19 protein-coding genes are annotated in these 21,606 nt (G+C 55.3%); 18 read left to right on the forward strand and 1 reads right to left on the reverse strand.

All coding sequences use genetic code 11. The features are described 5' to 3' along the window. Nucleotides 1–125: 125 nt before the first annotated feature. Nucleotides 126–386, forward strand: a complete 261-nt coding sequence (locus tag P0119_14620) for a sulfurtransferase TusA family protein (protein MDF0667291.1) — start codon at nt 126–128, stop codon at nt 384–386. Here P0119_14620 and P0119_14625 read toward each other — a convergent pair. Then, nucleotides 383–1,150 carry an SAM-dependent methyltransferase gene (locus P0119_14625; protein MDF0667292.1) on the reverse strand — a complete coding sequence of 256 codons (768 nt, stop codon included), beginning with the start codon at nt 1,148–1,150 and terminating at the stop codon, nt 383–385. The two genes, P0119_14620 and P0119_14625, sit on opposite strands and share 4 nt — an antisense overlap. 80 nt (nt 1,151–1,230) lie before the next feature. Here P0119_14625 and ccsA point away from each other — a divergent pair, with 80 nt between their 5' ends. The 17 genes from ccsA to P0119_14710 all read left to right on the forward strand — a co-directional run bounded on the left by ccsA (nt 1,231) and on the right by P0119_14710 (nt 21,583). Next, a complete protein-coding gene (gene ccsA / locus P0119_14630) occupies nt 1,231–2,016 on the forward strand; it encodes a cytochrome c biogenesis protein CcsA (GenBank protein ID MDF0667293.1) in 786 nt (261 codons plus the stop codon). 18 nt (nt 2,017–2,034) lie between these two features. Next, entirely contained in the window at nt 2,035–3,426 is a 1,392-nt protein-coding gene (gene hemA, locus P0119_14635) for a glutamyl-tRNA reductase (GenBank protein ID MDF0667294.1), read from the forward strand. Between the two features lie 27 nt (nt 3,427–3,453). Continuing rightward, nucleotides 3,454–4,401 carry a hydroxymethylbilane synthase gene (gene hemC / locus P0119_14640; protein MDF0667295.1) on the forward strand — a complete coding sequence of 316 codons (948 nt, stop codon included), beginning with the start codon at nt 3,454–3,456 and terminating at the stop codon, nt 4,399–4,401. Then, nucleotides 4,398–5,969, forward strand: coding sequence for a uroporphyrinogen-III C-methyltransferase (gene cobA, locus P0119_14645; GenBank protein ID MDF0667296.1), 1,572 nt, complete (start codon nt 4,398–4,400; stop codon nt 5,967–5,969). Before hemC ends, cobA begins: the two co-directional genes overlap by 4 nt. A 49-nt stretch (nt 5,970–6,018) precedes the next feature. Next, entirely contained in the window at nt 6,019–6,411 is a 393-nt protein-coding gene (locus P0119_14650; GenBank protein ID MDF0667297.1) for a CBS domain-containing protein, read from the forward strand. A gap of 8 nt (nt 6,412–6,419) precedes the next feature. Then, complete coding sequence (gene hemB, locus P0119_14655) at nt 6,420–7,391, forward strand: porphobilinogen synthase (GenBank protein MDF0667298.1); 972 nt, start codon at nt 6,420–6,422, stop codon at nt 7,389–7,391. Nucleotides 7,392–7,397: 6 nt separating this feature from the next. Next, the gene (gene ribF, locus P0119_14660) at nt 7,398–8,345 is read left to right on the forward strand and encodes a riboflavin biosynthesis protein RibF (protein ID MDF0667299.1); all 948 of its coding nucleotides are present in this window, start codon (nt 7,398–7,400) and stop codon (nt 8,343–8,345) included. Nucleotides 8,346–8,349: 4 nt separating this feature from the next. Beyond that, nucleotides 8,350–9,825 carry a tRNA lysidine(34) synthetase TilS gene (tilS, locus tag P0119_14665; protein ID MDF0667300.1) on the forward strand — a complete coding sequence of 492 codons (1,476 nt, stop codon included), beginning with the start codon at nt 8,350–8,352 and terminating at the stop codon, nt 9,823–9,825. Nucleotide 9,826: 1 nt separating this feature from the next. After that, entirely contained in the window at nt 9,827–10,369 is a 543-nt protein-coding gene (gene hpt / locus P0119_14670) for a hypoxanthine phosphoribosyltransferase (protein ID MDF0667301.1), read from the forward strand. Nucleotides 10,370–10,469: 100 nt separating this feature from the next. Next, a complete protein-coding gene (gene ftsH / locus P0119_14675) occupies nt 10,470–12,281 on the forward strand; it encodes an ATP-dependent zinc metalloprotease FtsH (GenBank protein ID MDF0667302.1) in 1,812 nt (603 codons plus the stop codon). Between the two features lie 142 nt (nt 12,282–12,423). Next, nucleotides 12,424–13,314 (forward strand): dihydropteroate synthase, encoded by an 891-nt coding sequence (folP, locus tag P0119_14680; GenBank protein MDF0667303.1) that lies wholly within the window; start codon nt 12,424–12,426, stop codon nt 13,312–13,314. Further along, on the forward strand, nt 13,307–14,656 hold the full coding sequence (gene glmM / locus P0119_14685) for a phosphoglucosamine mutase (GenBank protein ID MDF0667304.1): 1,350 nt from the start codon (nt 13,307–13,309) through the stop codon (nt 14,654–14,656). The genes folP and glmM overlap by 8 nt, the downstream gene beginning before the upstream one ends. 35 nt (nt 14,657–14,691) lie before the next feature. Beyond that, nucleotides 14,692–17,211: a DNA internalization-related competence protein ComEC/Rec2 gene (locus P0119_14690; GenBank protein MDF0667305.1), complete on the forward strand. Its 2,520-nt coding sequence runs from the start codon at nt 14,692–14,694 to the stop codon at nt 17,209–17,211. 231 nt (nt 17,212–17,442) lie between these two features. Then, entirely contained in the window at nt 17,443–17,619 is a 177-nt protein-coding gene (locus P0119_14695) for a YlcI/YnfO family protein (GenBank protein ID MDF0667306.1), read from the forward strand. 39 nt (nt 17,620–17,658) lie between these two features. Continuing rightward, nucleotides 17,659–18,612: an HD domain-containing protein gene (locus tag P0119_14700; protein ID MDF0667307.1), complete on the forward strand. Its 954-nt coding sequence runs from the start codon at nt 17,659–17,661 to the stop codon at nt 18,610–18,612. A gap of 11 nt (nt 18,613–18,623) precedes the next feature. Further along, the gene (locus P0119_14705) at nt 18,624–19,418 is read left to right on the forward strand and encodes an SLBB domain-containing protein (protein ID MDF0667308.1); all 795 of its coding nucleotides are present in this window, start codon (nt 18,624–18,626) and stop codon (nt 19,416–19,418) included. Between the two features lie 23 nt (nt 19,419–19,441). Next, complete coding sequence (locus tag P0119_14710; GenBank protein MDF0667309.1) at nt 19,442–21,583, forward strand: polysaccharide biosynthesis tyrosine autokinase; 2,142 nt, start codon at nt 19,442–19,444, stop codon at nt 21,581–21,583. The last annotated feature ends 23 nt before the right edge of the window (nt 21,584–21,606 follow it).

The following is a 21,606-nucleotide window of genomic DNA, read 5'->3' on the forward strand; positions in this document are numbered from 1 at the left end:
GGCAGCTTGCGCTGCCCCTTTTCATTGGGCTGGGACGCTGCTTGCTCAATCCCAATGATCCTTGGTAATCTGACGATGCCGTCGGATTGTTCTTCACTCAATCGTCAGGATGAACGAGCATCGGAATGAACGAGTATCAGAATGCGCCGGGTGTGCCGACGTCAGAGCTTGATCTTCGCGGGGTTATTTGTCCCTACAACTTCGTGAAGACGAAACTCAAACTTGAAACGATGAAGGAAGGCGAAGTGCTGTCGGTCTTGTTGGATGACGGCGATCCTATCCGGAACGTGCCGCGCAGTGTCGAGAATGAAGGCCACACGGTATTAGCACAGGAACGAGCCGACCAAGCCTACAGAGTTTTAATTCGTCGAGAGGATAGCGACTAGACAGGCCTTGGTTTTGTGTCCCGCCCGCCTCGGTTTTTTCCCGCAAGAACAATCGTGATCTGTTCCCCTTGCACGTTGGGCAGGCATCGGCTTACTTGTAGTGATGTTCCGCGAATAATATGTTCGCTGGACATTGTCAGGTCACAAGCCAAGACGACAAGGCGACGGGGCGCGATGTTCACAAGGAGCTGGACCGCACGCAGAAGTGAGTTCACAGGGCAAAACGCCACCGTGGGAACTTCCCTCTTCAACGCATCGATAAGGCAGCGGGCGAGATGGGGGGTCTTGCTCGGCAGATACCCAAGAAGATAGAACGACTCACAGGGTACGCCTGCGGCGGTGAGGGCCGCAATCGCTACGGAAGGACCAGGTAGGGGGACCACAGGGATTCCATGTGCATGTGCTGCGACCACGAGGAGATGGCCTGGGTCGACCACAAGGGGAGATCCGCAATCAGAGACAAGCGCGACGTCAGTGCCCCGCTGTAACCGCTGCACAAGCACCGCCGCCTTCTCCTTCAGATTCCGGGGGCCGTAACTCGTCACCATCGCTTGAATATGGTGATGTGCGAGAAGTTGTTGCGTTGCCTTCGGATCTTCCGAAGCGATGAGATCTACGTTCCTTAGGACCTGAATGGCACGTAGGGTCACATCGTCAGGATGTCCGATTGAGGCGGCCACCACATAGAGTGTTCCTTTACGATCGGGCAGACTGCCGGAAGTCCTTGAAGCTCTTGCGTTTTGTTGACTCCCTTTGGTCGGCATCGATATAATTTCAAACTTATCTTGTTGACGTTCGAGCAGTAGACACCTCAGGGGCGTTCCCGATGGCAGCAGTCTGTTTCATGATCACGCTGGTCCTGTACATTGTGGCCACGGTGTCGTTTCTATCCTATTCGCTGCGGCGCTCTGAAGCCCTATCAAACGTGTCGCTGGGTATGACGGCGGCAGGCTTTGCTTCACATACCGTTGCCCTCGTCCTGCGGATAGCGGGTGCCTCATCATCGGCGCCGCCCAGCTTTTCCGATGCCCTTTCTTTTTTCTCGTGGATGATCATCCTGGTGTTTTTGGTCGTCGAATTCCGCCATCGGATTCATGTGCTTGGGTCCTTCATGGTGCCTCTAGCCTTGGTCTCGTTGATTTCGGCCGCAGCCCTTCCAGAGACGGTACCTACCCTCCAGCCGGTGTTCAAGACCCTCTGGTTTCATGTCACGCTCAGCATGCTGGGCGCCGTGGGATTTACAGTCGCGTTTGTCGCAGGTGTGATGTATCTGATCCAGGATCGGCTCCTCAAGTCGAAACAGTTTAATGTTCTCTACAATAAGCTCCCCGCGCTCGACTTTCTCGATCACCTTAATCAACAATCCATCGTGTTAGGGTTCCCGTTGCTTACGCTGGGAATCGTGACGGGAGCCATCTCAGCGCAATTTGCACGCGGATCGTATGTGAGTTGGAATCCCGAGCAGACCTGGGCGCTGGTCACGTGGCTTTTCTATTTTATTGTGTTGCTCGGAAGGCTGACTATCGGGTGGAGAGCCAAACGCGCGGCCTATCTCACGGTCATCGGATTTGCTTGCGTGATCCTCACGTTGGTCGGTGTCGTCCTTAAAGGACATAGTGCGTTGTCGTAATATGCGTCTGAGAATCCTATGCATCTGATCGTCGTCGGGTTAAGTCACAAGACGGCTCCCGTCGAGATCCGAGAGCGGGTGGCTGTTCCCGAAAGCCGACTCGGCGAAGCCCTCACCCGTCTATGTTCTTATCCCGGTGTCAAGGAAGGCATCCTCCTCTCGACCTGTAATCGAGTCGAAGTGTACTCAGTTGTCGACAATATTGAATCCGGATATGGCCGTATCCAAGAATTTCTAGCCGACACGCATCTGTCGTTGTCTTCCGAGCAGTTGACCCCGCATCTCTACTGGCATACCGGGGATCGAGCGATCGGTCACTTGTTCAGAGTCGCAGCCAGTCTAGATTCAATGATTATCGGAGAATCTCAAATCCTGGGACAACTGAAAGATGCGTTTGAAGTCGCGCTGGCCTATAAAACGACCGGCGTCATCATGAACAAGGTCGTCAAGAAGGCGATCTCAGTCGCCAAGCGTGTGCGGACCGAAACGAAAATTTCTGAAATGGCGGTGTCGGTCAGCTATGCTGCCGTTGAGCTGGCCAAGAAGATTTTTTCGAATCTGCACGAGAAGACGGTGCTGTTGGTCGGTGCCGGGGAAATGGCGAAGCTGGCCGCGCGCCATCTGATCGCTCAAGGTGTGGGGCATGTGCGTATCACGACAAGAACTCCACAGCATGCGGTTGATCTCGCCGCCAAGTTCGGCGGCACGGCGGTTCCATTCGATCAGTTCAAGGATGATATGGCCTCAGCGGATATTGTTCTCGTTTCGACGGGTGCGGCACATTATCTGGTCGGGGCAGAGGATGTACGTCGTGCGGTCGAAGAACGTATGAACCGTCCGATGTTCTTGATCGATATTTCGGTTCCCCGAAACATCGATCCGGCCGTTCGGCACGTCGACAATGCGTTTCTCTTCGACATCGATGATCTGAAACATCGAGTTGAACAGAACCGAGCCGAGCGAGTGCAGGAGTCGGAGAAGGCCGAGAGAATGGTTGTGGAAGAAGTGACCACCCTGGTGGACTGGATGAAATCCCTGGAGGTCACGCCGACGATCGTTGCGCTCAGGAACCGCGTCGATGATATGAGGCGGGCGGAGGTCGACAAGGTGCTCGCGCGACTGCCACATCTGTCTCCTCAGGAGCGCGAACTGGTTGAAGGCCTTGCCTCCTCGATCGTGAACAAATTGATTCATCGCACGATGGTCACCCTCAAGGCCGAAGTCAACTCGTCGAGCGGTCCTGCGTTCGTCGAAGCGGCGCGTCGGTTTTTTTCTCTCGACCTGCAATCGCCGTCTGTTCAACAGATCGAGACGTACAGGCAATCGACGCATTACCAGGCCGAAAGCCCCGCAGAGTCGGGTGCCGAGGATCCAGTTCCGGAAACGTCGATCCATAAACGAACCCGCTGATCGGCGGGCTACGAAAAGAGTCTCAACGTGTCGATACAGAACGGCAGGCGTTCAACCTTGGTTCTTGGGACGAGAGGGAGCAAATTGGCGCTTTGTCAAAGCGAATGGTTCCAATCCAAGGTTCAGGAGGTCGCGCCGGATGTCCGGGTTTTGCTCAAGAAGATTCACACCTCCGGCGACAAGATTGTCGACGTGCCCTTGGCAAAAATCGGAGGGAAAGGCTTGTTCGTCAAAGAAATTGAGGACGCGTTGCTCGCCGGTGAGATCGATTTTGCCGTTCACAGCATGAAGGATGTTCCGGCGCAATTGCCCGAAGGGCTTGAAATTCTCTGTATTCCTCAACGTGAGGATGTTCGTGATGCCTTGATCAGTCGTGCAGGGTACTCGTTTCAGGAACTTCCATTGGGAGCCACCATCGGGACTGCAAGCCTCCGACGCCAGGCTCAACTGTTGCAGGCCAGACCAGACCTGAAGATCGCGATGCTGCGGGGCAACCTGGATACACGATTGAGAAAACTCAAAGAGGGACAGTTCGATGCCATCGTCTTGGCAGCTGCGGGCCTGCATCGGTTGGGATGGTCACAGACCATCACGGAATATCTACCCTTCAGGCTCAGTCTGCCTGCGATCGGACAGGGAGCGCTTGGTATCGAAGGTCGGACCAACGATGCATTCGTGCATTCGGTCTTAGCCCGACTCAATCATCAAGCCACCCATACAACTGTGACAGCAGAACGGGCTTTTTTGCATCGTCTAGAGGGAGGCTGTCAAGTGCCCATTGCAGCCCATGCAACTCTATCCGGCGAGGGGCTCGTATTGGAGGGTCTCGTCGCCACGGTCGATGGGAAGACCGTTATTCGCGATCGGATGGAGGGGATACATCGGCGGGCTCACGCTCTGGGTGTTCAGTTGGCTGAACGACTGCTGACTCGGGGAGGGGACAAAATTCTTCGGGAGATTTACGGGTCAGCATGAACCTGGTACGACAAAAAAAGGGGAAGGTCTATTTGGTCGGAGCCGGTCCCGGAGATCCTGGGCTCTTGACCCTGCGAGGAAAGGAGTGTCTTGGGCAGGCTGACGTGGTTCTCTACGATTATCTGGCGAACCCCGCTCTCCTTACCCATGCCCAGGACCAAGCGGAGCGAGTCTATGTCGGGCGCAGGGGAAGAGGAAAGTACTCTGAACAGGAGGCCATCAACTGTCTGCTGATTGAGCGAGCAAATGCGGGCAACGTGGTCGTGCGGTTGAAGGGAGGCGATCCGTTTGTCTTTGGACGAGGAGGCGAAGAAGCAGAAGTGCTGGCAGAGGCGGGGATCGAATTTGAGGTGGTTCCCGGGGTGACTGCCGCAGTGGCGGTGCCTGCCTACGCCGGGATTCCCGTGACTCATCGAACGTTGGCATCTACGCTGACGATTGTCACCGGGCATGAGGATCCGGAGAAGCCCTCCACGACTCTGGACTGGTCAAGGCTTGCGATGAGCCAGGGTACGGTCGTCTTTCTCATGGGTATGAAAAACCTTTCAACGATCTCGACTCGTCTTATCGAAGAAGGGCTGGCGCCGACGACACCCGTGGCCATTACCCGGTGGGGGACAAGGGTTTCCCAGCAAACCGTTGTCGGCACGTTAGCCGATATCGTTCAAAAAGCCGGAGCGCTGAGGATGGAGCCGCCGACCGTCATCGTCGTGGGAGAGGTTGTTCGACTCAGGCCGAAACTCGACTGGTTCGAGCGACGCCCGCTCTTTGGGAAACGGGTGCTCATGACGCGAGCGAAAGAACAGGCTGGCGAATTAGCCGCTCGATTGACAGGGTATGGAGCTGAACCGGTGGAAGCTCCGACGATCAGGATCGTTCCTCCTCTCGACTGGGGGCCTGTCGATCATGCGATCTCCAAGATCGGGACGTACGACCGGATTATTTTTACCAGCGTCAACGGCGTGAGCCGTTTCATGACCAGGCTCTTTGCTCGTGGGCTCGATTCACGATGCTTGGCCGGACGGCAGCTGTGCTGCATCGGGCCTCGCACGGCTCAGGAGCTGGAAAAGTTTGGTGTCAGAGCCGATCTGGTTCCGTCGGATTATCAGGCGGAAGGACTGTTAGCTGAACTGAATCGGCGAGAGGTAGAAAACACCCACATCCTGATCCCTCGGGCGGAAGTGGCTAGAGAACTCTTGCCGAACGAACTGCGCGCAGCCGGGGCGCATGTCGACGTCATCCCCGTGTACCGCACGCTCACATCGGAACAAAATCCCAGTGGGTGGCAACAGGAGCTGATGGATCATCGGATTCATGTCGTCACGTTTACCAGCTCTTCCACGGTCCGCAACTTTGTCGCGATGCTCGGCGGTGCGGAAGCGGTGAAGCCGCTTTTGCAATCCGTGCTGATTGCTTGCATCGGACCCATCACAGCCAAGACGGCAGAGGAATATGGTTTGACGGTCTCAATCATGCCGAGCGAGAATACGATTCCCGCACTGGTGGACAAGATCGCCCACCATTATGATGGAAGCCGTGCGCAGGTGACGACGGGAGCGCTGGAGTGACGAATGCACGCAAGATGTAGGATGGGTTCTTACAAGGAGGGAGGGTGAGATGGTCCCTGTAAAGTCATTCATGATTCCCCGAGAAAAGTTCGTGACGGTGCCTCGTGACACCGATGCTCAGACGGCCGCCCGGATCATGCGGGACCGCGAGATCGGCAGTTTGTTCGTGACCAACGATCGCGAGATTATCGGCATTATCACGGATACGGATATGGTGCGCCGAGTGGTTGCGGCTGGGACAGCTGCAACCCAGACGACGGTCGAACAAATCATGTCGGCGCCGATCATGACCATTGAAGAGAGCAAGACGTTGCTCGATGCCAACGATTTGATGGCGCAATCCCATCTCCGCCATCTCGGGGTCACGCGCGAGGGGAAGCTGGTCGGGGTTATTTCCGTTCGCGACCTTGTCGTGTTCTTGACGAACCTTCCAAGAAAGTAAGACGAGGCATGGGGTTTCCGATCCAGCGGCTTCGACGACTGAGACAGCATGAATCGTTGCGTCGGATGGTACGTGAAACGGCGCTGTCCTCGTCGGATTTTATCTACCCGCTGTTCGTGGTCGAGGGACAGGATCGCCGTGAAGAGATTGCGTCGATGCCGGGCCAATGTCGGCTGTCCGTCGATCGTCTGATCAAAGAGGCGGGAGAGATTCAGGCCTTAGGGATTCCGGCCATCATGCTATTTGGGATACCGACGCACAAGGACGAACGTGGCAGCTCAGCGTGGGATCCGAACGGCATCGTGCAGCGGGCGATCAGGGCCGTCAAACAATACGTACCGGGGTTGCTGGTGATCACGGATGTCTGTATCGACGAATACACCAGCCACGGACATTGCGGACTCGTCAAGGACGGAAAAGTGCTTAACGATGAGACGCTCGAATGTCTCGCGGTGATGGCACGTTCTCATGCTGAGGCAGGCACCGATATGGTTGCGCCGTCGGATATGATGGATGGTCGTGTTGCTGCGATCAGGCGCGAATTAGATCGCGCCGGGTTCTCTGATCTGCCGATCCTGGCCTATGCAGCCAAGTTCTCCTCCTGTTTCTATGCGCCTTTTCGCGACGCGGCCTTTTCCAGCCCTCAATTCGGTGACCGCCAGTCCTATCAGATGGATCCGGCTAATGCGCGCGAAGCGCTGCGCGAGATCGATCTCGATATCGATGAAGGTGCCGATATCGTGATGGTCAAGCCGGCGCTGCCTTACCTGGACATCATTGCGAGGGCCCGTGCGCACACGCTTCTCCCACTGGCGGCGTATCAGGTGAGCGGGGAGTACAGTATGATTAAGGCGGCAGCGAGAGCAGGGTGGCTCGATGAATCACGTGCCATGATGGAATCGCTGTTGGCGATCAAACGGGCTGGAGCCGATCTGATCCTGTCGTACTTTGCGAAAGACGTCGCCAAGCTCCTTCATTGATCGACGATGAGAGTGACCGGCGGATATTCGGACGAAGACGTGCGGCCGTATCCGGTGGGAACCATCGGGAATTTCGACGGCCATCATCTCGGTCACCAGGCGCTCCTAAAACAGGTGGTCGAGACGGCGCGCCGAGCCTCTGGAACGGCTGTCGTCCTGACGTTTGACCCTCACCCGGTGAAAATCCTCGCGCCTCACGTTGACTTGCGGTTCTTGACGAGCGTGGAAGAAAAGCATGCCCGTTTCGAACAAGCCGGAATCGATGAACTGGTCTCCCTGGGCTTTACCCAAGCATTTGCCGCACTCCCTGCGGAGATGTTCGCCGAGCAGGTCCTCTTCAAAGGGCTCGGACTAAAAGAGATATTCGTCGGTCAACATTTTGCCTTTGGGCACAAGCGAGAAGGACGGATCGGCGATTTGATCACGCTCGGCAAACGATTCGGCTTTATCGTCCATCCGATTCCTCCCGTGGTGATCGACGGAGGAGTGGTTAGCTCGACGAGAATCAGGCAGCTCATCGTCGCGGGACATGTCGATCAAGCGGCTGTCTTGTTGGGACGATGCTATGCTCTGAGCGGAGTCGTATCTTCCGGCGAGAGGAGAGGGCGAACATTAGGATGTCCTACCGCGAACCTTCGGTTACCGCCGGACCGCGTGATCCCTGGCGACGGAATCTATGCAGCTGTCGCAATGCTGGGCCAAGAGCGACATGATTCGGTCGCCTATATCGGTACTAGACCGACCTTTGATGGTGGGGAGCGTGGATTGGAAGTATCGATTCTGGACGGAATCCACGAACTGTATGGGCGAACGCTCACGGTTGAGTTTATCGGTCGTATCCGGGGCGATGCACAGTTTGCCGGCGGAGATGCTCTGAGTCGGCAAATCACGGCCGATATGGATTCTGCGAGGGGCATCTTACGTCGATATCATAAAACAATCGGAGGACGCTGAGTCTTTGGAACGGGCCTTAAACAGCTCCCTCAACAAGATGGCCTGGCCTCCGCTGTTGCATCGGGTCGTTCGAACCGTTCGGTCCAGAAGCCTCTTGCTCTGCGGACAGCACATAGTGGTTGCCGTCTCAGGCGGGGCAGATTCCGTCGCACTGCTATCGATTCTGCATCGTCTCCGGTCGAGCTGGAAGCTGACGCTGTCAGCCGTTCATTGCAACTATGGACTGCGAGGAGATGAGTCTGAAGGGGACCAGCAATTTGTGGAGGCCTATTGCCGAGAGCTCGGGGTGCCTCTCCATGTTCGGCGGGTTGGATTTCAGGTCGGTACGCGCAAGGCCTCGCTGCAGGCTGAAGCCCGTGACCTCCGCTATCGGGTGATGCAGGAGGTTGCCGAGAGGTGCGGGGCCGATCGTATCGCCGTAGGCCATACGGCGGACGATCAGGCAGAAACGGTCTTGCTGTGGATGCTCCGTGGTGCAGGACTGACGGGTCTTTCCGGCATGCCGGCATTCCGCAATAACAAGGTTATTCGGCCTCTCTATGACACCAAGCGGCAAGAAATCCTGACGTACCTTCGCACGGCAGGATTGTCGTTTCGCGAGGACTCCAGCAATTTCCAACCACGTTACTTGCGAAATCGAGTGAGGAGCGAGGTCATCCCAATTCTGAATCGACTGGTCCCGTCAAGCGTTGATGCGCTCTGCAGGCTCGCGGATATCTGCCGAGAAGACGATCACTATCTGGATCAGCAGGTCGCCATCCTCTCCTCTTCCGCTTCCGCAGTGGAACGGGGATCGACGGGAGACTGGTCGATCGATCGCATGTTTCTTCTCGATCTTCCGCACGCACTTCAACGGCGTTGCATCCGAAACCTTTTTCGCCAGCATGACGATCGATTTCACTCACCCAGTATCCGAACGGTTGATCGCATCATTCGCTTGGCCTCCAAGAGGGAATCTGGTTCGAGTCTCGACGTGAAGGGAGGGCTGGTTGTTGTCGGTGATCGCCATCTACGGTTTGTTCCGTTTCCAGCGCGGGAGAGCTCGCATGCTGGACCACCGTACCGGAGATGTCAGGCACTTTTTTCTGTGCCAGGAGAGGTCATATGGCCTGGAACGAGACAACGACTTCAGGTACAACAGCAGTCACGAAACCAACTTGGCGTTGGTCCTCTCGGAAAGGATCGTATTCTGGTCGATGCGGATCGAGTGTCTCAGCCACTGATGGTACGGAACTGGTTGCCGGGAGACCGATTTCATCCCTCCGGTATGGGAGGGCATTCGAAGAAGCTGCAGGATGTTTTTACAGATCTGAAGATCCCGATTGCGGCCCGATCGCTGATTCCCCTGGTCGTGGCGCCCGAGGGAATCCTGTGGGTCGTTGGTTATCGGCAGGATGGTCGCTGGATACCCACTGCCGCGACGGAACGCTGTTTGCTGTTCACTTCTGATAGTTTATCTTTGAGGGAAGGGACTGAGTGAAATGGAACGGATATTCGGACGCCCGATCGTTACCCAGGAGCAAATGCGGAGCCGCATCCGCGATCTGGGAAGACAGATCAGCGCCGACTATGCCGGGAAAGATCTCGTGCTCATCGGGGTACTCAAGGGAGCCTATGCATTTTTTGCCGACCTGGCACGAGCGATCCGAATTCCGGTACGGGTAGATTTCATCCTCGTGACGAGCTATGGAACGCAGGTGAGGACGACCGGGAAGGTCAAGCTGATGACCGACCTGACCGAAAAGATCAAGGATAGAGACGTGTTGCTGGTTGAGGACATCGTCGATTCTGGCTTGACCGTTCAATACCTCACAAGGACGTTGGCGAAGCAGAAACCGAGAAGCATCAAAGTTTGTACCTTGCTGAGTAAGCCTGAGCGTCGCGTCGTCAATGTGCAGTTGCAGTATATCGGGTTCAGAATTCCGAACAGGTACGTAGTCGGCTACGGACTCGATTACCAACAAAAGTACCGGAACCTTCCGTATCTCGCTGTCCTCGATCATCCGAGTCAGGAAGAGGAATAAGAGTTTTCCAGCGAGCTGTTGTCAATTTACGCAAGGCTATGTTAACATCACCACGAATTCTACATACGTTGCGTTCAACGTTGTCGCCAAGGAGAACTGGATGAATTCCCGGGTCAAGAACTTGCTTTTCTGGGTGGTGGTCGGCTTGTTCATGATTCTCCTGTTCAATCTGTTCAGTGTCCCGACTCACGCACCTGAAGAAGAAGTGATATTCAGCGATTTCATGGCCAAGCTCGACAAGGGTGATTTTGAAAAGGTCATCATTAAGGGTAATCACATCAGCGGGGTCCTAAAAGACAAGACTCGTATTCGTACCTATTCAGCGGACTACCCTGACCTTGTCAAAGTCCTTCGTGAAAAGGACGTTCAGATCGAGGTCAAACCACCGGATGAGAGCCCGTGGTATATCACCTTCCTCGTTACGTGGGGACCATTTATCCTCTTCCTTGGCCTCTGGTTTTTCCTGATGCGTCAGATGCAAATTGGCGGAAACAAGGCTCTGTCATTTGGAAAGAGTCGAGCACGTATGCTGACGGAAGAGCGAAAAAAGGTCACGTTTTCAGACGTGGCCGGTGTCGATGAAGCGAAAGAGGAAGTCCTTGAAATCATTGAATTCCTGAAAGACCCTCGGAAGTTTCAAAAGCTCGGTGGACGCATCCCCAAGGGCGTGCTCGTTGTCGGTCCTCCAGGAACAGGAAAGACGTTGCTGGCCAAGGCGATTGCAGGCGAAGCAGGGGTGCCGTTCTTCAGCATCAGCGGTTCTGACTTTGTAGAAATGTTTGTCGGCGTCGGAGCTTCACGGGTGCGGGATTTGTTTGAGCAAGGGAAGAAACATGCCCCATGCATTATTTTCATCGATGAAATTGACGCGGTCGGCCGCTTACGGGGCGCAGGCCTCGGTGGTGGTCATGACGAACGGGAGCAAACCCTCAATCAGTTGTTAGTAGAAATGGACGGTTTCGACACAACCGAAGGAGTTATTTTGGTTGCAGCGACCAATCGCCCCGATGTACTCGACCCGGCTTTGCTGAGGCCTGGACGCTTTGATCGGCAGGTGGTCGTGAATCGCCCAGACCTCAAGGGCCGTTCGGAAATCTTGAAAGTCCATACGAAAAAAGTTCCTGTCGCTGCGAACGTGGAGCTGGAGAAGATTGCCAGAGGGACACCTGGGTTTTCCGGCGCAGACTTAGAAAACCTTGTGAATGAAGCGGCGCTGTGGGCGGCCCGTCAGAACAAGAAGGAAGTTGAAAACATCGACTTTGAAATGGCCAAGGATAAGGTCATGATGGGTGCCGAGCGCAAGAGCATGATTCTCACCGAGGAAGAAAAACGAGTTACGGCTTATCATGAAGCCGGCCACGCGTTGATGGCGAAGCTTCTGCCGGGAACCGATCCCGTTCACAAAGTGACGATCATTCCCAGAGGTCGTGCGCTAGGTGTCACGATGCAGCTGCCGACAGATGATCGGCACAACTATTCGAAAGAGTTTCTCTACAATACCTTGGCGATTCTTATGGGTGGGCGTGTTGCCGAAGAGCTTGTATTCAAACATGTCACGACCGGAGCCGGGAACGATCTTGAACGTGCGACGGACCTTGCCCGTAAGATGGTATGCGAATGGGGTATGAGCGAGAAGTTGGGACCCCTGACCTTCGGACAGAAGGAAGATTCAGTGTTCCTCGGAAGAGACTTTGCCACGAAGCGAGACGTCAGTGATCAGGTTGCGCTTGAGATCGACTTGGAAATCAAGCGATTCGTGACAGAAAACTATGAACGTGCTAAACGTGTGCTGACCGAGCAAATGACGAGTCTGAAGGCCTTGGCGGAGGCGCTCCTTGAAAAGGAAGTGCTCGACGCACCGGAGATTGATCAGATTCTGTTGCAATCCTCCTCTCAAACTGTTCCAGCCTAAATCTATTGTGCCAACGGTTCGTTGGTGTAGGAATCGTTGGTCCCATGGTGCCGTACTCATGGGTCGCATTGCGTCTGATTCTTCCATGATGACCGGATCAACAGGTTGGATCTTCCTTCCGTCGGCAGACTAGTTGGGTCGAGTGTCACCACAGGCAGGAACGGCACAACATTGGTTCTCCGCCAAAGGACGCAAGATTCATTGCAAAGGGCGCCCACTCATCATGGGCGTTGTGAACGTCACGACTGATTCCTTCTATGATGGAGGACGATATGTCGAGCCTGAAAGAGCCATCGCCCACGCACTGGAACTTGTTGAGCAGGGGGCGGACATCATCGATGTCGGGGGAGAATCGACAAGGCCTGGAGCACGTTCCTTAAGTGAACGGGAGGAATTGGCTCACGTGATCCCGGTGGTGACAGGACTGGTACATCGTGTGTCGGTCCCGATTTCGATCGATACCACCAAGTCGCGAGTGGCAGAAGTCGCCCTGGATTGCGGAGCAGCGATCATCAATGATGTGAGCGCCTTGCGGCAGGACCCTGCCATGGCGTCGGTTATTGCCTGTTCGGATGCGGGAGTCGTCCTGATGCATATGCAAGGATCTCCGCCAACGATGCAACAATCACCGCACTATGTCGATGTCGTCGGCGAAGTCGTACAGTTTCTTGATGAGCGCCTCCAGAATGCCATCCGTGCAGGAATTGCTCGAACGAACATCATTCTTGATCCGGGCTTTGGTTTTGGCAAGTTGTTAGTCCATAATCTTGACCTTCTTGATGGATTGTCCGCGTTAGCGGCATTGAACCGCCCAGTACTGGTCGGTTTGTCACGCAAGGCGTTTATCGGGAAAGTGGTTGGACGGCCTGTTGAACATCGAGAATGGGGGACCGCAGCGGCGGTGGCATTGGCGGTCGATCGCGGCGCTCATATTGTGCGCGTCCATGATGTTGCGATGATGATCGACGTGGTCAGGCTGGCTGCGGCGTTGAATCCGTGCTGGTCATCTTGTGGAAAGGAGCACGATGCGTAAATTATTTGGAACCGACGGCGTCCGAGGGGTTGCCAATCTTGATCCCATGACAAGTGAAATGGCGATGCAGCTCGGACGCGCCGCCGCCCATATCTTTATGCGACGAGCGGGTCGCCATCAGATCGTCATCGGTAAAGATACTCGTATTTCCGGGTATATGCTGGAGTCTGCTTTGATGGCAGGAATCTGCTCGATGGGGGTTGATGTGCTGTTAGTCGGGCCGATGCCGACGCCGGCGATCGCGTTTTTGACCAGGAGCCTACGGGCGGATGCAGGGGTGGTCATTTCGGCATCGCACAATCCTTACCAAGACAATGGGATCAAATTTTTTTCAAGCGATGGATTCAAGCTTCCGGACGAAGTGGAAGCTCGTATCGAAGAATTGATCGTCTCGGAAGAAATCAGTCATCTTCGACCAACGGCAGACCTCATCGGCAAAGCCTACCGCATCGACGATGCAGAGGGACGCTATATCGAATTTGTAAAACGGTCGTTGCCGAAGGATTTGGATTTTCAGGGAATCAAGCTCGTCGTCGATTGCGCGAACGGCGCTGCATATAAGGTGGCTCCGATGGTTCTCAGGGAATTGGGCGCCACGGTTGAAGTGATCGGCAATAACCCTGATGGGATGAATATCAATGCCGGTTGCGGTGCCGTCCATCCGCAACTCCTGCAAGAGTCGGTGCGCCGTTACAATGCGGACCTTGGTATCGCCTTGGACGGCGATGCCGATCGGGCCGTCTTTGTTTGCGAACAAGGAACGGTCATCGATGGCGATCATGTGATGGCGGCCTTGGGCCTGGATCTTCATCGAGAGGGGCTCCTAGCCAAGCAGACCTTGGTGGGAACCGTGATGAGCAACTTTGGGCTGGAACTGGCGATGTCGAAAGCGGGCGTCAAGCTGGTTCGGACACCGGTCGGTGATCGGTATCTGCTCGAGCGAATGTTGGCTGAAGGCTATACCTTCGGAGGAGAGCAATCGGGACACTTCATATTCCTTGATCATAACACGACCGGGGACGGCCTCATCTCGGCGCTGCAGATGTTGTCATTGCTGAAGCGAACCAGGCAGCCGCTATCCGAGTTGGCCATGGCGATGACCGCCGTGCCGCAAGTGTTGGTGAATGTGCATGTTACGAAGAAACCGAGATTGGATTCCATTCCCGACATTGATTGCGCCATGCAGGAGAGCGAACGGCGCCTGAACGGGTGTGGGCGGGTCCTCATCAGATATTCCGGGACAGAGCCGCTGCTGCGGATCATGGTGGAAGGAGAGCAGGCCGCCCTGGTGAGGGAATTGGCTGAGGATCTGGCCAGGGTTGTACGAAAACATATCGGCTGAGTCTTCCCTCAGCTTCCGGCACATGAGGGAAGCTCATGCTCCCATCCCTCCTAGCAGCGTTTGTCCTCGGTCTTCTGTGTGGCGCGCAGATTTCATGTTTTCCGTTCTCCATCATAGTCTTGTTGGCCGGGATTGCCGTCGGATTCAGCATTCTCGAGCGAACCTGCTATATCGACTCACGCTCCGCACTACTGCTGTATGCCGGCCTGCTCTGCGGAGTACTGTACTGGAGTTTCGCCACCCCAACGTCGGAGTTCTCCCGGCTGTCACCGCGTCCTCATGAGACTGTTCAAGCCTCGATCGTCGGTCGGATTGTGGCTCCCATTCAGCACAGTGGGGGACGGCAGACGATCCTGGTTCAAACAGACGACACGGATTCGGAATTGAGACGCATACGCCTTGTGTGGCGCGACCCTGGTATCACGCTTCATCACGGTGACCGAATTTCGTTTCGGGGAAAACTTCATGGTCCACGAGGGTCGTTGAATCCGGGTGGATTCGACTATGCTGCCTACCTGGAGCGTCAGGGCATCGACTTTCTGGCCACCGTATCCGGTGCCCAAGCGGTGACATTGTTGGATGCAGAGCGTCCAGTTGGGTTATGGAGCTTGTGGAACCGGATCGATCATTGGAGGGATACGATACGTGCGGCAGCCATCAAGACATTGAATCAACCCACACGAGGGCTATTCCTCGGCATGATCATCGGCGAACGAGGCTATCTCGAACCAGCGCTCCAAGACTGGTTCATGGTGACCGGAACCGTGCATCTGCTCTCCATCTCCGGTTCACATCTCGGTCTCGTGGCCCTCGTGGTCTTTTGGTCGGTGAAAAGACTTGTGCTTTGGCTTCCGCCCACTCTCTTGTTGACGCTGTCACGAAGAGTCACGGCGTCGGAAATTGGGATTGTGCTCGCATGGCCCGCCGTCGCATTGTATGCCTTGCTTGCGGGGGCCGAGGTAGCGACCGTGCGATCGCTCGTGATGATCACTCTGGCGATGATCGCAATGTGGTTGGGGTATGAGCGCCATCTGGGGCATGCGATGGCTGTGGCTCTCCTGGCGATCCTCTTGCACGATCCTCGTGCCATCTTTGACATTTCATTTCAACTCTCCTTTCTGTCTGTGCTCGTGATGGTCAGAATGATCGCACTCACGAAATCTTGGAGCGACGACGCTGCGTGGGCCGATAGTCGGCTGCGAGACCGCTTCATGAGCCATGCGATTAAAGCACTGTCGATGAGCGGGGCTGTGACTGTGGCTACTTTTCCCATGGTTGCGTTCTATTTCAATCAGGTTCCATGGATGGGAACCGTCACCAACGTGATAGCCGTCCCGTTTACCGGTATCATCTTGGTGCCTTTAGGACTGCTCGCTGCCCTATGGACGATCGTGACTGAGAATGGTTCGTTGATCCTAGGGGCAACGATAGAGCGATTGTTCGGGTTGATGGTCCTTGGATTGCAGTGGTGTGCCCGCTTCCCAGGAGGGGAGTGGCATGTGGCAGCACCATCCATACCTACGATCGTCCTCTTTTATTCTGGGTTACTTATGGCAACTTTTCAGGCGATACCGTGGCGCGTCCGAGTTGCCGGTGCCGGTTTGGCGATAGGGTTGCTCGGCTGGTGGCTGAGCCCTCCCGTATCGCAAGCAGACGGCGATCATTGGCGTGTCACATTCCTCGATGTCGGACAAGGAGATAGCTCCGTGGTCGAGTTGCCGGATGGTCAGACCGTTTTGATCGACGGAGGAGCTCGATATGAACGATTGGACATGGGAAAAGATGTGATCGCACCGTTTCTGTGGAGTCGAGGTGTCCACCATATTTCCCATGTCATCGGGACACACCCGCAATTGGATCACGTCGGCGGGTTGATTTGGGTACTCCGGCATATGTCGGTCGGACGGTACTGGAGTGGGGGGATAGATCGCTCTGAGAAATTCGTTGAAGATCTGAAGGCTACCCTTCGCGATCGGAATATCGATCAACGCACCGCCGTGAATGGTCAAGACCTGTTGCAGTCCGGTCAGTGCCGACTCAACATTCTCAGTCCACCGGAAACATCAGTGGTGCGTGAACCGACTCAGCCCCCGACCGGAACGCTATTGAACAATCTGTCCATCGTCTCGCGACTGCAGTGTGGAACCCATTCCATCCTTTTTGCAGCCGATATTGAAACTGCCGGATTGAGGCGGTTGAACGAGCAAGGGTATCAACCGGTGACTCTCCTGAAAGTGCCTCATCACGGAGCGCGCAGCTCGCTGGATCCGGGCTGGCTTAGTCGGCTCCACCCACAGTACGCAGTCGTCTCGGTCGGCGCGGCCAATCCCTATGGCCATCCGGTTGAATCGGTATTACAAGCGTATCGAGATCAGCATATTCCGGTCTTTCGCACGGACCGTGATGGAGCGATCTGGATCACAGGACGGCTTTCAACATCGGAGTTCACGGTGAGCCGCATGCGAGATCTACTTGTGCAGCCGGTTGACTTTCCCCGTTGTCCTTGGCGTTGCGAGTATGAGAATTGGCGTCGGCTCTCACTCCAATTCTCGTAACGACGAACATTCTTCCTCTGCTGCTTTAGCCAGCCCCATCCTCTGGAAGCGGCACCATTTCTGTACAACACCGGCAACAAATGACAGTTTTTGGCTCTCTCGGGCAGAAATGCTGGCAGAGTGCAGCAGAAGTGTCAGCTTTTTCATACTGTTAACGGGATGCTAGCAAGGCACAGCATGTGCAGAAGTTCCATGCCGGCCCAGTACTTTTCCCAAAAGGGAGTCGCGACCATGTCCAAGCTTGTTCGCATTGTTGTTCAGCTTCCTGTCGAATTGAAGGAGCAACTGGACGCCCTCAAACAACAGGGATATACGACGAGTGGTTTCATCCGCGCCACCTTGGAGCGGGAACTGAATCAGCTCAAACCACGGCCGGACTCTGTCGCGAGAAAGGTTGTGAATAAGTGAGGTCATGAAGCATCCAGAGTCACAGGAGTAGGCACAAGGGTGGCACGGCTTGCTGACTTGATCAGAGAGCGGACGCCTGATTCGCAGAATGGAGGGGCATTGTCCCCGAAGCTGGGATCCTCAACTCTGAACAGTGATCGTTCCTGGTGCCTCTCAACAAGACAGGAGCTCTGGAAGATCAGAGAGGTGGTTCGTTCAAGTAAGACCCCACCGCTCACAGGATGTCCCGATCTCGCGGGACAGTTGGTGCAGCTCCTCAATCGCAGCGACGAACTCGTCAGATGGGCCCTGAACGGCCAAACCGAGGACTACGTCCTAGACAATGCCCTCCATGTCGCAGTCTTGGCAGCCAAAGTCGGCATGGGGTTACAGTATTCTCAGCAGAACTTGGAGCAGCTGGTGTTGGCAGGCCTGTTGCACGACATCGGTATGTGGACCCTTCCGGTATCGCTCGTCGAGAAAAGCGAAGCCCTATCTGATGAAGAACGAGATATCCTTCGTACTCATCCTGAACGAGGCCGTCGGATTCTCGCATGTCAGGGTAGTGTGTTTGAAGGCGTCTCGGCGATCATTGCACAAGAACATGAGCGGTGTGATGGCAGCGGATACCCATGTCGACTTAAGGACGGGCAGATTACCGAGTCTGCACTGGTCATTGGAGTGGTCGATACACTCGACGCAATGGTCACCTTACGACCCTATCGCGAGCGCCTGACGCCACACCGGGGTGTTCGTGAGTTGCTTCTCCACGCCAAGACGACCTTTTCCCTCCCTGTGCTGAAAGCCTTGGGAGATCAGATCACGCTCTATCCGATCGGAACCGATGTACGCCTCAATACGGGCGAAAACGGAACGGTGACGAAGGTCAATTCGCACTATCCGCTCCGGCCCGTGGTGACGATCTCAACGCTCGGTGAGGCGAGTGATGTCGATTTGTCCCGATGTCCGTCGGCGCACATTGTGGAGGCCCTGCACGGAAGGAGCGCCCAGTAGGGAGAACCGGTATGCCGAGACTTTGGAGGAAGCCTGTGGCGGTCGGGCTATTGCTGGCCGAAATCGGGTCGTTGCTGCTGACCGGTTGTCGAAACCCCGGACAATCCACCTTGCCCCCATCCGCAGTGCCTTCCGCTCCTCATGCACTTCCACCCCTGTCGAAAGGCGATGTGTATGCGGACGAGACTGTCCCGACTTCAGAGATACCGATCGAGGCGGGAGACACGCTGGAGGTCGCCATTCGTAGAGGAGCGGGAGAAGAAAAGTACAGCAGCTTGGTACGCGAGAACGGATCCGTGTCCGTGGGGTTTATGGAGGTCGACGTCGGAGGCGTCACGGTGGCTGAGGCCGAACGGCGGGTGCAGGAGGCCGCCAGGCCTTTCATGCGAGAGCCCCGTGCTCAGATCGCCCTGAAAAAAAAGCTGCTCAAAATCAAACGTGTCTTTGTATTCGGAGATGTCAAGAAACCCGGGATGGTTCCCATGGTGAGGAATATGACGGTACTGCAGGCCCTCGCAGCGGCAGACAACTTCCACGAGACCGCGCTCTTGGAAGAGATTCGAGTGGTTCGAGGAGGAGATTTCACCAGGCCCCATATTCTGACGGCGGATCTCGCGCGGGTGTTCACATATGGCGATCTTTCGCGAAACATCGCGCTCGAGGAGAATGACGTGATTTATGTCCCACGTGAGCACCTGGGTGATGCGAAAGAAGCGGCGCTGAAGATGATGCCGATTGTTCAAGTCGCCATGATGCCGCTTTATCCGGCGCTTCTGGTCCCGGCGTTCATGACGTTTAGGCCATAGTTCGATGGTTGGAGACGAGACGCATGGCACAATACGAGCTCAACCTCATCGACTACTGGCTGATCCTCAAGAAGCGCAAATACCTGATCCTACTTTCCACCGTCATGGTGGTACTGTTCACTCTCCTCTTTTCGGAACTTCTCAAGCCGAGCCCGATGTATGAAGCTGCTGCACGGGTAAAGTTCGAGCGTAGTACAACGGTGGCCCAGCAACTCCTGGAGTCCCTCTCGTACTCAAGTGTGAACGATCTCAGCACTCAGCTCGAATTCATACGAAGTTTTCCGGTCATGGAGCGGGTGGGGATGGATCTCGGACGGGTGCCTCATAATGCTTCAGAAGAGGAGAAACACTCGGCTACCTATTTGAACATCGTGTACAACCTCGGCCAAGAAATTACGGCACAACGCGAAGGTGATACCAACATCATCCGCATTTCAGCGACGTCTGATGACCCGGAACAGGCGGAGCGGATGGCCAATTTCGCAGCGACGGCCTACCGAGTGGAAAATATTGCCGCGCGCAATCGACTGGTGACCGAATCCCGTCGGTTCGTAGAAGAACAGCTGGAGAATCTGGAAAAACGGCTCAATGACTCCGAGGAAGCGTTGCGGGCTTTCAAGGAACAGGAGGGGCAGGTGTTTCTTTCGGAGGAAGCCCGAGCGGCGTTGGATACCTTCACCAAGCTTGAAGAACAGTCTAACGACGTCTTGCGAAAACGCATCGAGGGCGAGCGACAAATCGAGGTCTTGAAACGATCGGACGCCGTGATCGGTCATCAGAGCACCGGGCGGATTTTCACTGAAGAACCGAGTGCGCTCCTCACGATCCTGAATCAACGGCTGCTGGATCTGATTCAAGAACGAGATGCCATGCTGATCAATTACACGTTCGATCATCCACAAGTCGCCGAACAGCAAAAGAAGATCGACAATGTCAAGTTAGAGATGATTCGGGAGCTGAAATCAAAGGTGGCCACGCTGAGTGATCGAGAGGATGCGCTTCAAAAACAGCGGGACCACTACCGCCAGCGCTATCTGGGGTACCCTCGATCCTCGATTCATATGAGCCGTTTGGAACGCGAGGTCAAGGTGAATACGGACCTTCTTGCGACCCTAAAGGCCAAACACCAGGAATTGTTGATTAAAGGAGCAGAGCGGATTGAAGAAGTGACGATTATTGCTCCAGCCATGACGCCGAACAAACCGATCAACGCATCGAACGTCGGGTTGAACTTGATGATCGGATCGCTGATGGGATGTGTGCTGGGCGTTGTGCTGGCGTTCGGTCGTGAATCCTTTGATACGTCCATAGGAACCATCGAAGGAGTCGAGGAGTTCCTCAAAGTGCCTGTCTTGGGAATCATTCCCCAGTTTGATTACAAAGCGCTCAAGGAGATGGCCGAAGAAACCCTGCCGCCGGATACCCCCGCTACTGTGGTGGAGAGTTTGTCGAAGCTGATCTGCCTTCTTGACCCGAAGTCCGTCTTGTCGGAGAGCCTTCGCTCGCTTCGGACGAACATTCAATTCGCCAGCATGGATCGCCGAGTCAAATCGATTATTTTTACCAGCGCCGGCCTGGGCGAGGGTAAGAGCACCTGCGTCATCAATCTGGCGATCACTATGGCTCAAGAAGGGATGAAGGTGCTGCTGGTGGATGCCGATCTCCGCAAACCGATCGTGCACCAACGGCTGGGGTTGGACCGCGAGCCGGGATTGGTCGATGCATTGCTCGGGGCCACTTCCTGGCGATCCTACGTCCGTTCTGCCACGGATCTGATGCTTGGGACTGTTGGTGTCGATCGAGTCATGAATACCCCTGGGTTGGACAACCTTCACGTGCTTACCAGCGGGTCAGAATCAGGAAACCCCAACGAGTTCTTGAACATTAATAAAATCAAGACCCTGACATCAGAAATGCAAGCCGATTACGACATCGTGCTGATCGACACACCGCCAATTCTTCCCGTGACGGACGCGGTGGCCTTCAGCTCACGTGTCGATGGGACCATCTTGGTATACCAGGTCGGTCGAATCGGGCGAAACGCGCTCAAGCGAGCCAAATTCCTGCTCGACCATGCCCAGGCGAATGTTCTTGGTGTCGTCTTGACCAATGTGAAGTCGGAAGTGACGCCGGAGTACGGACTCTATCGGTATGAGCCCCGATAACCAGCCGGAGGAGCCTCCGTGTC

This window comes from Nitrospira sp. (assembly GCA_029194665.1).
Lineage (GTDB): Bacteria > Nitrospirota > Nitrospiria > Nitrospirales > Nitrospiraceae > Nitrospira_D.

What these genes read in the sequence shown, in the direction of transcription:
- P0119_14620 (MDF0667291.1), top strand. Translation starts at nt 126, where the DNA reads ATGAACGAGTATCAGAATGCGCCGGGTGTGCCGACGTCAGAGCTTGAT.
- P0119_14625 (MDF0667292.1), bottom strand. Translation starts at nt 1,150, where the DNA reads ATGCCGACCAAAGGGAGTCAACAAAACGCAAGAGCTTCAAGGACTTCC.
- ccsA (MDF0667293.1), top strand. Translation starts at nt 1,231, where the DNA reads ATGATCACGCTGGTCCTGTACATTGTGGCCACGGTGTCGTTTCTATCC.
- hemA (MDF0667294.1), top strand. Translation starts at nt 2,035, where the DNA reads ATGCATCTGATCGTCGTCGGGTTAAGTCACAAGACGGCTCCCGTCGAG.
- cobA (MDF0667296.1), top strand. Translation starts at nt 4,398, where the DNA reads ATGAACCTGGTACGACAAAAAAAGGGGAAGGTCTATTTGGTCGGAGCC.
- P0119_14650 (MDF0667297.1), top strand. Translation starts at nt 6,019, where the DNA reads ATGGTCCCTGTAAAGTCATTCATGATTCCCCGAGAAAAGTTCGTGACG.
- hemB (MDF0667298.1), top strand. Translation starts at nt 6,420, where the DNA reads ATGGGGTTTCCGATCCAGCGGCTTCGACGACTGAGACAGCATGAATCG.
- ribF (MDF0667299.1), top strand. Translation starts at nt 7,398, where the DNA reads ATGAGAGTGACCGGCGGATATTCGGACGAAGACGTGCGGCCGTATCCG.
- hpt (MDF0667301.1), top strand. Translation starts at nt 9,827, where the DNA reads ATGGAACGGATATTCGGACGCCCGATCGTTACCCAGGAGCAAATGCGG.
- ftsH (MDF0667302.1), top strand. Translation starts at nt 10,470, where the DNA reads ATGAATTCCCGGGTCAAGAACTTGCTTTTCTGGGTGGTGGTCGGCTTG.
- glmM (MDF0667304.1), top strand. Translation starts at nt 13,307, where the DNA reads ATGCGTAAATTATTTGGAACCGACGGCGTCCGAGGGGTTGCCAATCTT.
- P0119_14690 (MDF0667305.1), top strand. Translation starts at nt 14,692, where the DNA reads ATGCTCCCATCCCTCCTAGCAGCGTTTGTCCTCGGTCTTCTGTGTGGC.
- P0119_14695 (MDF0667306.1), top strand. Translation starts at nt 17,443, where the DNA reads ATGTCCAAGCTTGTTCGCATTGTTGTTCAGCTTCCTGTCGAATTGAAG.
- P0119_14705 (MDF0667308.1), top strand. Translation starts at nt 18,624, where the DNA reads ATGCCGAGACTTTGGAGGAAGCCTGTGGCGGTCGGGCTATTGCTGGCC.
- P0119_14710 (MDF0667309.1), top strand. Translation starts at nt 19,442, where the DNA reads ATGGCACAATACGAGCTCAACCTCATCGACTACTGGCTGATCCTCAAG.